Origin of the sequence: Corynebacterium atrinae (genome assembly GCF_030408455.1) — a bacterium.
GTDB lineage: Bacteria > Actinomycetota > Actinomycetes > Mycobacteriales > Mycobacteriaceae > Corynebacterium > Corynebacterium atrinae.
In genome coordinates this window covers 2,613,844-2,626,591 of sequence record NZ_CP046977.1, presented here as the reverse complement: position 1 = coordinate 2,626,591, position 12,748 = coordinate 2,613,844, and the positions used below count along the sequence as shown (strand labels likewise).

Genomic DNA, 12,748 nt, shown 5'->3' with positions numbered 1-12,748 from the left:
TTCGCGTCCATTATGCAGTGTCTGACACAACACATCGTGTCACGAAACAGTTCACGTGCCTTGCCTTGTGTGGGGTGGGTGGTGTTGTTTCGGTGGGTGTGTCGGTGGTTGATGGCAGCAGGGAAACGCCCGGTCCCTTTCCGAACCCGGAAGCTAAGCCTGGTTGCGCTGATGGTACTGCACCTGGGAGGGTGTGGGAGAGTAGGTTACCGCCGACGCTAAAAATTTAACAAGAAGTTGGAAGGCTCTGTACGATTGATCCCTTGGTGGGTTGGTGGTACAGAGCCTTTTTCTTTTGCATGCATGCCAAAAGAGGGTGGGTTAGCTATTGGCATCGCCGGTGACACCACAACAACGAGAAGTTGATTGTCGCGCACCTGGCGCTAGCTCATAGTCGGAAACAGCCGTGACGGCGCAGCAAAACTCCGCTCCTTGCCACTCAGAGGATCGATGAACCTGAGCCCGCTAGCCCTTAGATGCATGGGAACGCGGAAGTCTTCTTCGGCTTCGGTGTGGATGCGTGGGTACACGGGATCGCCGATAATCGGCACGCCGGCGGCCCACATGTGGAGACGCAGCTGGTGCGTCCGACCTGTTTTCGGTTGGAGCACATAGCGACCCTGGGGTTCTAGGGGGCCGTGGACGCTAGTCAGTGCTACTTGTTCATCGGGAGCGACTGGCTGCACGACGAGAAGTGTTGTGTGTGCATTGGGCTCTCCGGGGGTGATGAATCCTTGAATGTCGCCGGGGGTTTTGATCATGTGTGACGACCAGTCCAAGGGGGTGGTGAAGTCTCTGAGTGGAGCGATTGCTTCGTAGGTTTTCGTCACGGCGCGATCAGCGAAAAGTCGTTGATAAGAACCGCGTACTTCCTTCCGGAGGGTGAAGAGTAGGACCCCGGAGGTGAGACGGTCGAGGCGGTGGGCGGGAACGAGCTCGGGTAGATCCAAAAGGCGTCGGAGCCGGACCGTCACGGTTTCGGTGATGTGTTTGCCACGAGGCATGGTGGCTAAGAAGGGTGGTTTGTCTACGACGAGAATGTCTTCGTCGCGATGGAGGATGTCGATCTTGTACGGGACTGACGGCTCGGGGGCCGGCATCCGGTAGAAGAAGACGTCTTCACCCGGATATACGATTGTGTCTGGTTCGAAGGGGACGCCGGAACGGCGGACGACCAGGCCGGCGTCGAAACGCTTGTGTAGGGCTGTGCTGTCGTCGGCAGGATGTCGGTGACGTTGAGTGCTGATGAGGTGCTGCACGAAGTCCCATGCCCGAATGGGAGCAGCGTCGGCGGGCAGGCGGGCGCGCGTGGAAGTCAGCCCGTCACGGACGGGCAAGGGCGAGCGCTGGCCGCGTGGTTGAGCTACCCTGTTATTCATGAACTTTGATGCCATCCTCGAACAGGCTACCGCTTTCTCCTCTGAGGGTATCGGTAAGATGCTCACGGACTTCGCTAAGGTCATCTACGGAATCCTCTTCCCCGCGAACTCTGACGCCGCCACACACGTCCCGCTCGCCCCCTAACTGGTACTAACCTCTGCCCAAGCTAGGATGGGCGGCGCTACAATTGACATAGACACCGAAGAAAAATCGATCCTTAACATGAAAGGGCGATCGAAATGACTAAGGAAGACATTGTCGTCGTAGCAGTCGACGGCTCTGAAGCCTCGCACAACGCAGTTCGTTGGGCCGCCAATACCGCTAATAAGCGCGGGATTCCGCTGCGTCTGGCATCGTCGTACACTATGCCGCAGTTCCTCTACGCCGAGGGAATGGTTCCGCCACAAGAATTATTTGATGATCTTCAGGCTGAGACCATGGAGAAGATCGATCAGGCTCGCGTCATTGCTCATGAGATCGCTCCCGACATCAAGATCGGCCACACTATCGCCGAGGGCTCGCCGATCGACATGCTCCTGGAAATGTCGAAGGACGTCACCATGATCGTCATGGGCTCCCGCGGCTTGGGCGGCCTGTCCGGCATGGTCATGGGTTCGGTGTCGGCGGCAGTCGTGTCTCACGCTGAATGCCCCGTTGTTGTCGTCCGCGATGACAATCCGGTGCAGGAAGCGACGAAGTACGGTCCTGTCGTCGTGGGCGTCGATGGTTCTGATGTCTCTCAGAGGGCCACGGAGATTGCTTTCGCCGAGGCGGAGGCACGTAATTGCGAGCTCGTGACCGTCCACACCTGGATGGACATGCAGGTTCAGGCATCTCTGGCTGGATTGTCTGCGGCGCAGCTCCAGTGGGAAGAGGTTGAGCGCGAGCAAATCGAGATGCTCTCCGAGCGCCTGGCTCCGATGACGGAGAAGTACCCCAACGTTGAGGTGCGGAAGGTCATTACCCGCGATCGCCCGGTTCGCGCCCTCGTCGAGAATTCCGAAGGAGCCCAGCTGCTCGTTGTTGGCTCCCACGGCCGCGGCGGTTTCAAGGGCATGCTCTTGGGGTCGACCTCGCGCGCATTGTTGCAGTCTGCACCCTGCCCGATGATGGTTGTTCGTCCTATCGATTCTTAAAGATAGTCCTGCCCGTTACCCGCATTCCCCTCCATGGGGTGCGGGTTTCGTGTTTTTCGGGAAGCTGGCAAATGCGATGTGACGCTGGGTGTCAAGTAGTTGTGAAGAAAAAGGGGGGGTGACTACTGGGCAAGGACGAACTCCTCAGGCGGCTTAGCAAGATTGATCGTCACCGCATGCGGCACCGTCCAGACCTTCGGCGGGGCATGAAACCGCTGGCGATGATCACGGTAATAGACACCCTTACGACGCCGACGGTGCTCCAACGTCGCCACCCATTCACCGGTGAACACCTCCTCAGGAGTAAACGACGCTATCCCCGAATGATGATCAGTAGTGTTGTACGCCTCGATAACAGCCGCGATAGTCTCATACGCCTGGGTGATATCGGTGTAGACCTCCAACGCCAAACGGTGCCGCTTGACAGTACGGTGCAATGACTCACACTGCGGGTTATCGTTGCTCACCGACGGACGGATCAACGATTGAGTCACGTTGTACCTCCCCAGCAGGGCAGTCATGGCCTTGCTGGTCATGATGGACCCGTTATCTGAATGCACGATCTTCACCGTGCCGATCCCCTGATCAACGAGGCACTGCTCAATGAGGTCGGTAGCAATCACGGTGTCTTCACCAGGCTGGATTGTCCATCCAACGATCTTGCGCGAATACAAATCCATGACCTGATACAGTGCCCATTTCTGACGGACCAAGCTCCCTAGAATCCAGGTCACATCCCACACAAACACCTGCCCCGGTCCCGTCGCCGTGACCTGCGGTACCGGGCTGCGTGCCGGGCGGGTGCGTGCCCGTGGCACCGGTGTGAACGCGCGCATCATCCGGGCCAGACGGTAAAAACTTGACTGTGATCCCAGGTAGGGTTCCCGCCGGTCATCTACGTGACGCCAGTAGATCTCAGCCACGCTTAACCCTTCCGCCCTACCGGCGGTCAGCAGGGCGCGAATCTTGTCCTTTTCCTGATCACTGAGTCGAACTAACCCGCACCGCTGTGTATGCGGGATCGGGTTGGTTACGCGTGGTCGGGGACGGTGGCGGTAGTGGTAGGTCGATTCCGACAGGCCTACCAGGTCAAGGGCGTTTTTCTTCGTCCACCCAGCAGTACGTAGCTTCGTGAGGATGTCTTCTTCCTGCTCTTGCAGGTGTTCTAGGGTTGTGTGCTCGGCTGGGGTGAGTTGTTTTCCGCCACGTCGACACGCGTGCCAGCTTCCTGCATGGTGGCGATAGCTTTTCCCAAGGCGCCGATCACTTCTTTAAGTTCGGTAATACTCGCCGAATCCGTCTCGGCTTGGGTGTCGCGTTGATGCTCAGCGGTAGTAGCACAGGCTTCGGCGGTAGCGAGTCTGTCGGTGAGGTCGGTGATGGTTGCCTCCAGCCGTCGGATTTCAGCGGCGTCATCGGTGGTCATGCTGCCAGTTAAACGTGGTCCACGCCCGGTGGCAAGATCCCCGTCGGCGGTCAGTGCCACGAACCGGCGCATCTGAAAGCGGGAAATACCGTGGACGGCGAGGTAGGTGCCTTTGTACCCGTGGCGGGTGGTTGTGTAGGCCAGGGCGTGTTCCCTCATCTGCTCAGTTGTCCATTCCTGTTCGATTGTGGGTGGGATGGTCACGGTCATGGTCGTCTCCTTAGAAGCGGGGGAAATAGCTTCACAACCAGACTGACAGCAAGGGTGACGCTGAAAAACAAAACGTTTCGGAAGCATAGTCACAACGATCCGGTCACGATACTTGCTTAAACGTGCATTTCCTTCCTATCCATGCAAAGCTGTACATGTGATCGCTGGATGGCACTTTCACGTGAGCTGCCAGGGACCGACATAGCTCAATATCGGTTGGCGCCAATGCTGGCTGAGTGAAACGAACGTGAGAAGGAGAACAAAATGCCTGGTCTGAGTTTCTTGGGTTGGATTATCATCGGCGGCCTCGCTGGTTGGGTTGCTTCCAAGATCAAGGGCACCGACGCCCAGCAGGGCATCCTGCTCAACATCATTGTTGGCGTCCTGGGTGGCCTCCTCATTGGCTGGCTGCTGGGCTTCTTCTTCGATGTGGCTGCAGGTGGATGGATTTTCAGTTTCTTTACCTGCCTCCTCGGAGCGGTCATTCTGCTCTCTATTGTGCAGGCGGTCCGAAAGTAAGACCGAGCACCTCAGCGCCCGTTGCTTCCCTGTGGGGGCGGCGGGCGTCTGGCGTTTCTGAGGCCAGTGCGAGGGCCGTGAGACACCAAGGCCGGGGGTGCGTGCTTGCTATACGTACCGGTTTGTCTATATTGAGTAGAAGCAACCGCACATTCCCCCTCGACCCTTGGAAGGACGGCTATTTCGTGGCTCCCAGCACACCTAAAAAGAAGACCACTGTTACCCGCCGGCGCAACCGTCCTAGCCCGCGCCAGCGCCTTCTGGATTCGGCAACGAACCTTTTTTCCACTGAGGGCATCCGGGTCATCGGAATTGATCGCATCCTGCGGGAGGCGGACGTCGCCAAGGCTTCTCTTTATTCTCTGTTTGGTTCGAAGGACGCGTTGGTCATCGCCTATTTGGAGGCGCTCGATGAGCAGTCTCGGCAGGCGTGGGAGGATAGAACGAGGAACATGGCCGACGCAGAGGACAAGATCCTCGCGTTCTTTGACATGGCTATCGCGGAGGAACCCGCGAAAGACTTCCGTGGATCTCACTTTCAAAACGCCGCGAATGAGTACCCGAAGCCGGAAACTGATTCCGAACGGGGCATCATCGCTGCCTGTCTGGCGCATCGGACGTGGATGCACAAGACGATGACGGATCTCCTCACCGCGAAGAACGGCTACCCCTCATCGACGCAGGCGAACCAGTTGCTCATCTTCCTCGACGGCGGCTTGGCGGGCGCCCGTTTCGTCCGGCACGTTAGTCCGTTGGAGACGGCTCGGGATTTGGCTCGTCAGATGTTGCTGGCTCCTCCGGCGGATTATTCAATTTAGCCGCAGCGTCAGGGTTTTTCTTCGCTAGGCGTGCTTGGCGCTTGCGCTCGTTCTTTTCCTTGATGAGTTCGGTGCGTGCGGCGGACTGTTCTTTCCTGATTCGTTTTCGTTCAGCCTTCTCGGCGGTCGCCTTTTCGCGGCGTTCTGCATTTTCAGCTTTGAGCTCTCGGCGAATCTCGGGGATCTTCCACGGCTTAATGGCGCCGGTTGCTTTTCGACGTCGCACTGCCCTCCGGTGGGCGCGCCGCTCCCGGAGGTCGCTGAGGAAGGCCTCCTTCGCTTCATCGGTAGCAGCAAGATGCACATCAGAGAGGGGCATGAGCTGGTCGATCCGGAAGCGGATGTAGGAGGTTTGGGCTAGTGTCCACAGGTTGTTCGCAAACCAGTAGGCGATGATGGCCACGGGGGCCTGGCCGGTGAGGCCGAAGCTGATAAGCATGACGGGGATGAACGGGATCATAAAGACGATCATCTTGTTCGCACCGCGGGAGAGCTTGGAGGACCAATCCATGGTCAAGCGGTTCCGGCGTACGGTCTGGAAGAGGTTGAACATGGTGAAGAAGACGGCCAGCAGCAACGTCGGCAACACGAACTGCATGACTTCACTGCGGGTGGTTCCCAAGGCCGCGAGATGTTCTTCAGACATGGCCACGTAGGCAGGCAGGGGATAGCCGAACAACTCCGCGTTGATGAATGATCGCATCTCTGTGGCGTTGAGCAATCCCACGGAGGCGCCCTCTGGCACTTCCAAGGTCTCGGAGGGTCGGGACATCTGCACGACGACGCGGTAGAGCCCCAAGAAGATGGGAATCTGGATGAGCATGGGCAAGCAGCCGGCCATCGGATTGTAATTGTGGCGTTGGCGCAGTTCCTTGCGCTTGACTTCCAACTCCGCGACCGACTCCTTATCGGTGCGAGACTCATACTCCTTGTTGAGGGCCTCGAGCTCGGGACGCATGACAATGGAGCGCCGCGAGGACAAGTATTGGATCCAGGAAATCGGTGTGATGAGGCCGCGGACGGTAATCACAAGGCCGAGCAGGGAGAGTGCCCAGGCGGTTGAGTCGTTGACTCCCAGCAGGTTGTGGATCAGGAGGTGCCAAAGCTTCAGGACCCCGGAGACCAGATAGATAAACGGTTCCAGCACAGTCGAGTCAACCATCCTCACAGTAGTCGAGAGCAAGGCCACCTGACCTGCTCACCATTCGCTGTTCCGATCCTATCCATGCACGACGGATCTCACGAATGGCCGACCCATAATGCGACTGGGGCATGATGAAAAATTGAGGATCCGCTGAGTAGGCTCATGTACATGGAGACCAGCGAAGAGTCACGGGAGCGCACCTATGCCCCCGATGAGGAAGTGTTGACCGACGGAGTCCACATTCTTACCGCGCTGCTGTTGGTTGTGGCGTTGCTCAGCTCCATCCGTCTTCCCTTCGGTGAGGCAGCCTTGAATCTGCTGCTGTGCTCCGGATTTGCCGTCCTCTATTTCTACGGATCGTCGCAGCTCCCGCGGTGGCGAGAAACCACCCAGTTGCTGTGGCTGGTGGCGCTAACCGGGGTATGGATCCTGGCGATGCTCGTCGCCCCCGTTGGCATCTATCTGGTGTTTTCTTTGTTCTTCCTTTACTTGCGGGTGATGGACGATATTCGGGGCGTCGCCTCGGTGTTGTTTGCCGCGGCGGTATCGGTCATTACGCAGATCCCCAACGGATTGACGGTTGGTGGGGTGATGGGCCCAGCGGTGTCGGCGGGCGTCGTATTGGCTATTCACTACGCCTTCCGCACGATGTGGCGCATCAACCGGGAGCGGGAGGAGCTCATTGATCAACTCATCGCTACCCGTTCGCAGCTCGCCGAGACCGAGAGGGCGGCGGGCGTGGTGGAGGAGCGCCAGCGCTTGGCCCACGAAATCCATGACACGGTTGCCCAAGGCTTATCGAGCATCCAGCTCCTGCTTCATTCGGTGGAGCGTGACATCCAGGGCTTCGGGTTGCCGGAAGAGCAGACAGCTAACCCGCGACGTTTGTTGGAACTGGCGCGAACCACCGCTGCGGAGAATCTGGGGGAAACGCGTGCGATGATCGCGACCCTCCAGCCTGCCTCCCTATCGGAGACGTCGCTGGAAGGGGCCCTGGAGCGAATGTCGCGGAGTTTCGCGGCGGCCGCGGAGGTGGACATCAGCGTCAAGTTGGAGGGCCAAGAAACTCAGCTGCCGATGCGGACGGAAACCTGCCTGTTGAGGATTGCCCAGGGGGCGGTGGGCAACGTCGCAAAGCATGCACATGCCACGAAGTGCCAGGTGACGGTGACCTACGAGCCGGATGAGGTGCGCCTCGACGTCGTCGACAATGGTGATGGCTTCGATCCGACTGAGGTCGAGGAAAGGCCAGCCAGCCTGGGCCACATTGGACTCGACGCGATGCGGCAGCGCGCCGCCGAGCAAGGCGGGGTGCTGGAGGTCGAGTCGACGCCCGGATTTGGCACGGCGGTGTCGGTGGCTATCCCGGTGGACACCGTGACTCATACTGAGGCAACGCTAACTACTACACTTGAACACAACCACAACGAAGAAGAGGAAAGGTGGCAAGCATGATCCGAGTGCTGCTGGCCGACGATCATGAAATTGTCCGGATGGGGCTTCGAGCCGTCCTAGAGGACGCTGAGGACATTGAAGTGGTCGGGGAAGTCGCCACTGCGGAGGCCGCCATCGCAGCCGCCCAAGCCGGTGGGATCGACGTCTTGCTCATGGACCTACGATTCGGGGCCGGCGTCGAAGGCACGCGAGTGATGAACGGGGCGGAGGCCACAGCAGAGATCAAGGCATCGATGGCGAAGCCGCCCAAAGTGCTCGTGGTGACCAACTATGACACCGATGCGGACATTCTCGGCGCGATTGAAGCCGGAGCGGTCGGGTACATGCTCAAAGATGCCCCACCGGCCGAGCTCCTCGCCGCCGTGCGTTCCGCAGCCGAGGGTGACTCTGCGCTGTCTCCCGTTGTGGCGGATCGACTGATGACGCGGGTGCGGACCCCGCGCACATCATTGACGCCCCGTGAGCTGGAGGTGCTCAAGCTCGTGTCGGAGGGCTCCTCCAACCGCGAGATCGGGCACACCCTCATGCTCTCCGAGGCGACCGTGAAATCCCACCTCGTCCATATTTATGACAAGTTGGGCGTGCGCTCTCGCACCTCCGCCGTGGCGGCAGCCCGAGAGCAGGGAATGCTCTAACCGCTAGGAGTGGGCCTTGTCATAAGCCTCGTAGACGTGGGCGGGCAAGGTGCCACGGTCGGATACTCGGATGCCCTCTTCGCGGGCCCACTCGCGGACCTTGCGGGTGTTGGAGCGCTTAACTCCACCGGTGCCTCGCCCACGGCGACCCAGGGCAGGAGCCGCGCTGGCTACCTTGATGTAGGGAGCCAGGGCTTCGCGGAAAGCTGCGGCGTTCTTGGCCGAAAGGTCAACGACGTAATGCGAGCCGTCAAGGGAGAAGCGAATGGAATCGACATCTTCGGCGGCTAGGGGCGAGCCATCGATGTCGTCGTAGTACTGGGTGATTTCGCGGCGTGCCATGGGAAACTCCTCAAGGTGAAATGAAAGCCCGTACTGGTGATACGGGGGATTGTTTTAGTGTATCGACCATTATGCCGACTAAAAGCAAACTCCGCATTCGAACATAGGCTAATTTGTTGAGGCATTCAACAAATTCAATGCTAGAAGTGCAGGTAATGGTGCAATCTCACAAGCAATTCACATGAGAAAAAGAGGCGCAATGACCTCGTATTAGGGGCGACGAAGGCGGTCCTGAATCTCCTGAGTTACCGCATCAATATCGCGTGAGATAGTGCCGTGGGCTCGGCGGCGCTGCTCTGGGGTCATGAACTCTGCGTTGTCCACGGCCTTGTCCAGCTCGTCGAGGCGCTCGTTCACGTCGCGGACGAAGCCAACGGGATGAGTTTCTTCGCTCAAGGTCTGCCGTACGCCGTGGGTGCGGGCTTTGAGTTCGGATCCGTGACCGGAAAAGCGAGCTAGTTCGTCTACGGAAACTCCTACCTTGCGTGCCTTTGCCTCGGCGACCTGCTCGCGGCCGGCGGTAATTGCGCGATAAATCAGGGGTAGCAAAAGGGGAAGGGCCAGGCGGGCGGCTCCGGCCCATCGGCGAACATTGGCGGAATTGATCCGACCCTGTTTGATTTGAGCCAGGGTGTTCTCGGCCATCTTCCGCTCATGCTTGCGGCGGTCCTTGAGACCACGGGCTTCCTGCTTGAGCAGATCTTTTTCCGCTTTGGCTAGGAGCTTTTCACGGCGCAGCTGAAGCTTGGCATCTTCTTTGACGGTTTGGCGGGCCCGGACCTTCGCGGCCTTGATCTCGGCCTTAGACTTTGCGCGGCTTCGGCGGATGGATTTAATAATGCCCATGTGATTGCGACCTTAACTTCCCGGTTAATGGCGATTCATCGATGTTCGCGTTCAACACTACCTGGGTTAGTGGGATATGCTCACGCCATTGTGAGTGCTTTGGAAAGCTGCGGAACTGTGACGGCATCTGATCTGGTCGGTTGCCGTTACCGGTTGGTTCAGCGTGCGCGCTACCCGGAGGTTCCCCGCACCCGCACTGCGGAGGCACGGCTGGCGCGCATGCGGGTTGCTCAGCAGGCGGTCCGTGATTTGCTGCCGCAGCGCCCGGCCCTGGGGGATGGGCGTTCGCGCCGTTTCTTGCGGGTCGACATTCCAGCGGGGGATGAGTTCGCCGCAGAGCTGGCAACCTTGGAGGCGTTAGCGCAACGAGCGACGCTCATTACCGGGGCGGTGTTCAGCAATGCCCAGTGGCGCGTCGAGGTGGACATTCTTGTTCGCCGCCCGGAAGGAACGTATCTGCCGGTGATAGTGAGCAATCACCGGGTTGCGCGCGCTTCTCAGAATCACACCACGGCGGTGGTGGCTACGGGTCGGCTGGGGTTGGGGGAACCCGTCGACGCGCAATTCCGGCTGCGGCACCACGCCGTCGATGGCTATCGCCTGGGTTTGGCGGCCCGTGCCCTTGCTGAACTAGACCTCGATAGCGGTTGGGGAGGGACGATCGGCCAAGATCGCTCGAGGGCTTTCCTTGAGCGCACCGCCTCCTTTCAACCTGCACTGGATGCCGCCCTGCACCTGCGGCTCCCCGATCAGCCACGCCGCGTCAAAGAATGCAGCACCTGTCGCTTCTGGCCCCGTTGTGACGTCGAACTGACCGCCTCGGACGACATCAGCCTCGTCCTCCCGGGCGATCGCGCGCAGCCCTACCGTGAGCAGGGAATAGGCACCGTAAAAGAGCTTATCGACGCCCAGCTCGGCGAGCCCTCCGCCCTCGCCCACGCATGGCGCGAGGGCATCCCCCTGCTGCGCAGGGTGGACGCCGTTACTGCTCCGCGAGCGGACGTAGAAGTCGACGTGGACATGGAGGCTTACCTCGATCAGGGGGCCTACCTGTGGGGCGTGTTCGACGGGCAGGACTATCATGCCTTCGCCACGTGGGAGCCCCTCGGCGGCGACGCCGAGGCGGAGAACTTCGCCCGCTTTTGGGCCCGGTTGCAGGAGCTGAGGCGGCAGGCACACAGCGAGGGACGCAGCTTCGCTTCCTACTGTTGGTCCGCGCACGGGGAGAACCACTGGATGCGCATGAGTGCCCGCCGCTTCGGCGGACAGCGCTTCGCCGATGTGGTGGTTCCCTCGGAAGCCGACGTCATGGAGTTCATCGGCTCCCCCGACTGGGTGGACATGTTCGCCGAGGTGCGCCGCCAACTCGTGGGGCCCTATGGCCTGGGGCTCAAGGTCGTGGCGCCGGTGGCGGGGTACTCGTGGGCGGACGGTGACTTCGACGGCGAGGAATCAGTGAATGCCCGGCGGGTGGCGCGGGGCGTCGATAAGCAGGCGCTGGAGACGCGCAGCCGTCTCCTGCGCTACAACGAAGACGATTGCCGAGCGACCGCGCGGGTCCGGGAGTGGATGCGGGCAGGCGCGCCGGGCACCCCACCGATCAGCGGGCGCCGCGACGATTGAGGGTCAGGCTCAGCGCCACGAGCAGCAGCAAGACTGCCGCGAGGGTGAGCGTGAACCCAGTCCAAGACAGCTGCGCGAACACCAGGCCGGTCAACGCCCCGATGATCGATGACCCTGCGTAGTAGCTAAACAGGTACATGCTCGACGCCTCGGCGCGGTGTTCGGTGGCGGCCAGGCCGATCCAACTCGACGCCAGGGAGTGCATGGCGAAAAACGCCGCCGTGAACACCAACAGGCCAAGCAGGGCGAGGGGAAGCCATCCGGAGGCGGTCGCCAGCGTGCTCAGCACCATGAGGATCGTGCAGGTCAGCAGCGTCGGCCCGCGACCATAGCGGCCCGCGATGGCGCCGGCGCGGGCGGAACTCCACGTGCCGGACAGATACATGATGAACACCAAGCCGACGAGCCCGGGCGACAACCCGAAGTGATCGATCATGCGGAAGCCGAAGAAGTTATACATGGATACGAACACGCCCATGCCCACAAACGCGATCGCAAATAGTGCTAGCAGGTGAGGATTGCGCAGGTGCCCGACCATGGCGGCGAATTCCGAACGCATGCCGATCTCTTTCGGCACGAAGCGACGCTGGCGGGGCAGGAGGAAGGCCATGGCGATTGCGATAGAGAAGGTGATGAGCGAACTGATGACCAGGGAGGTGCGCCAATCGACGACCTCCAATAACCCGGCCGGCATGAGGCGACCGCTCAGCCCGCCGACGGAGGTACCGGCGACGTAGATGCCCATCGCGCGCGGGAGGTCCTCGGGGTGAAGCTCCTCGGCGAGCCAGGCCATGGCGACCGCGGGGACTCCAGCGATGACGAGCCCCTGGAGACCGCGCAGGGCGATGAGGGAGGCGCCGTCCGGCGCGAGCGGCAGCAGCATCCCGATCGAGGTGGCCAGCAGCGCGGAAAAGATGAGAATGCGGCCGCGGCCGAAACGCTCGGAGAGGATCGACGCGGGCACGATGCACAGCGCGAGCATGCCCGTCGTGGCGGAGACGGTGAGGGCGGCGACGCTGGGAGTGAGGTGGAGGTCTTCGACGAGCGTGGGCAGCAGGGCTTGCGTGGCGTAGAGGGCATTGAAGGAAGCGAGCCCCGCCAGCAGCACGGCGAAAACGGCGCGGCGATAGAGACGGTCACCACGGCGCAATCCCGGCTGCTTAGGAGTCATGCCCATCATGGTGGCCGAGCAGGGGGCATGTGTAAAATGTACG

At 60.4% G+C, this 12,748-nt stretch carries 14 protein-coding genes and 1 rRNA gene; 8 read left to right on the top strand and 7 right to left on the bottom strand.

Annotated features, from left to right (window positions below):
• The first annotated feature begins 100 nt into the window (after window positions 1-100).
• Window positions 101-218: ribosomal RNA gene (gene rrf, locus CATRI_RS12685) — 5S ribosomal RNA — on the top strand.
• Window positions 219-383: 165 nt separating this feature from the next.
• Here rrf and CATRI_RS12680 read toward each other — a convergent pair.
• Window positions 384-1,379 carry a pseudouridine synthase gene (locus CATRI_RS12680; RefSeq protein ID WP_290218177.1) on the bottom strand — a complete coding sequence of 332 codons (996 nt, stop codon included), beginning with the start codon at window positions 1,377-1,379 and terminating at the stop codon, window positions 384-386.
• Between CATRI_RS12680 and CATRI_RS12675 the strand changes: the two genes are divergently transcribed.
• Both CATRI_RS12675 and CATRI_RS12670 read left to right on the top strand, forming a co-directional pair.
• Window positions 1,378-1,524, top strand: a complete 147-nt coding sequence (locus CATRI_RS12675; RefSeq protein WP_290218174.1) for a hypothetical protein — start codon at window positions 1,378-1,380, stop codon at window positions 1,522-1,524. The genes CATRI_RS12680 and CATRI_RS12675 overlap by 2 nt on opposite strands.
• A 95-nt stretch (window positions 1,525-1,619) precedes the next feature.
• Entirely contained in the window at window positions 1,620-2,516 is an 897-nt protein-coding gene (locus CATRI_RS12670) for a universal stress protein (protein WP_290218170.1), read from the top strand.
• Window positions 2,517-2,638: 122 nt separating this feature from the next.
• Here CATRI_RS12670 and CATRI_RS12665 read toward each other — a convergent pair whose 3' ends face one another.
• The gene (locus tag CATRI_RS12665; RefSeq protein ID WP_290216842.1) at window positions 2,639-3,439 is read right to left on the bottom strand and encodes a DDE-type integrase/transposase/recombinase; all 801 of its coding nucleotides are present in this window, start codon (window positions 3,437-3,439) and stop codon (window positions 2,639-2,641) included.
• Window positions 3,440-3,681: 242 nt separating this feature from the next.
• Window positions 3,682-4,152 (bottom strand): hypothetical protein, encoded by a 471-nt coding sequence (locus CATRI_RS12660; protein WP_290216844.1) that lies wholly within the window; start codon window positions 4,150-4,152, stop codon window positions 3,682-3,684.
• 264 nt (window positions 4,153-4,416) lie between these two features.
• Between CATRI_RS12660 and CATRI_RS12655 the strand changes: the two genes are divergently transcribed.
• Entirely contained in the window at window positions 4,417-4,671 is a 255-nt protein-coding gene (locus tag CATRI_RS12655; RefSeq protein ID WP_290218168.1) for a GlsB/YeaQ/YmgE family stress response membrane protein, read from the top strand.
• A 185-nt stretch (window positions 4,672-4,856) separates the two neighbouring features.
• Complete coding sequence (locus tag CATRI_RS12650) at window positions 4,857-5,489, top strand: TetR/AcrR family transcriptional regulator (RefSeq protein WP_290218166.1); 633 nt, start codon at window positions 4,857-4,859, stop codon at window positions 5,487-5,489.
• Here CATRI_RS12650 and yidC read toward each other — a convergent pair.
• On the bottom strand, window positions 5,416-6,651 hold the full coding sequence (gene yidC / locus CATRI_RS12645; protein ID WP_290218164.1) for a membrane protein insertase YidC: 1,236 nt from the start codon (window positions 6,649-6,651) through the stop codon (window positions 5,416-5,418). The two genes, CATRI_RS12650 and yidC, sit on opposite strands and share 74 nt — an antisense overlap.
• A 150-nt stretch (window positions 6,652-6,801) precedes the next feature.
• Here yidC and CATRI_RS12640 point away from each other — a divergent pair, with 150 nt between their 5' ends.
• Both CATRI_RS12640 and CATRI_RS12635 read left to right on the top strand, forming a co-directional pair.
• Window positions 6,802-8,088, top strand: coding sequence for a sensor histidine kinase (locus CATRI_RS12640; RefSeq protein ID WP_290218161.1), 1,287 nt, complete (start codon window positions 6,802-6,804; stop codon window positions 8,086-8,088).
• A complete protein-coding gene (locus CATRI_RS12635) occupies window positions 8,085-8,723 on the top strand; it encodes a response regulator (RefSeq protein ID WP_290218158.1) in 639 nt (212 codons plus the stop codon). Before CATRI_RS12640 ends, CATRI_RS12635 begins: the two co-directional genes overlap by 4 nt.
• A gap of 3 nt (window positions 8,724-8,726) precedes the next feature.
• On the opposite strand, the gene CATRI_RS12630 is transcribed toward CATRI_RS12635, so the two are convergent.
• Both CATRI_RS12630 and CATRI_RS12625 read right to left on the bottom strand, forming a co-directional pair.
• Entirely contained in the window at window positions 8,727-9,065 is a 339-nt protein-coding gene (locus CATRI_RS12630) for a histone-like nucleoid-structuring protein Lsr2 (protein WP_290218156.1), read from the bottom strand.
• Between the two features lie 210 nt (window positions 9,066-9,275).
• Window positions 9,276-9,911, bottom strand: a complete 636-nt coding sequence (locus tag CATRI_RS12625; RefSeq protein ID WP_290218155.1) for a DUF6474 family protein — start codon at window positions 9,909-9,911, stop codon at window positions 9,276-9,278.
• 219 nt (window positions 9,912-10,130) lie between these two features.
• Between CATRI_RS12625 and CATRI_RS12620 the strand changes: the two genes are divergently transcribed.
• Entirely contained in the window at window positions 10,131-11,534 is a 1,404-nt protein-coding gene (locus tag CATRI_RS12620) for a TM0106 family RecB-like putative nuclease (protein WP_290221193.1), read from the top strand.
• On the opposite strand, the gene CATRI_RS12615 is transcribed toward CATRI_RS12620, so the two are convergent.
• Entirely contained in the window at window positions 11,512-12,705 is a 1,194-nt protein-coding gene (locus CATRI_RS12615; RefSeq protein ID WP_435384170.1) for an MFS transporter, read from the bottom strand. The two genes, CATRI_RS12620 and CATRI_RS12615, sit on opposite strands and share 23 nt — an antisense overlap.
• Window positions 12,706-12,748: the final 43 nt, after the last annotated feature.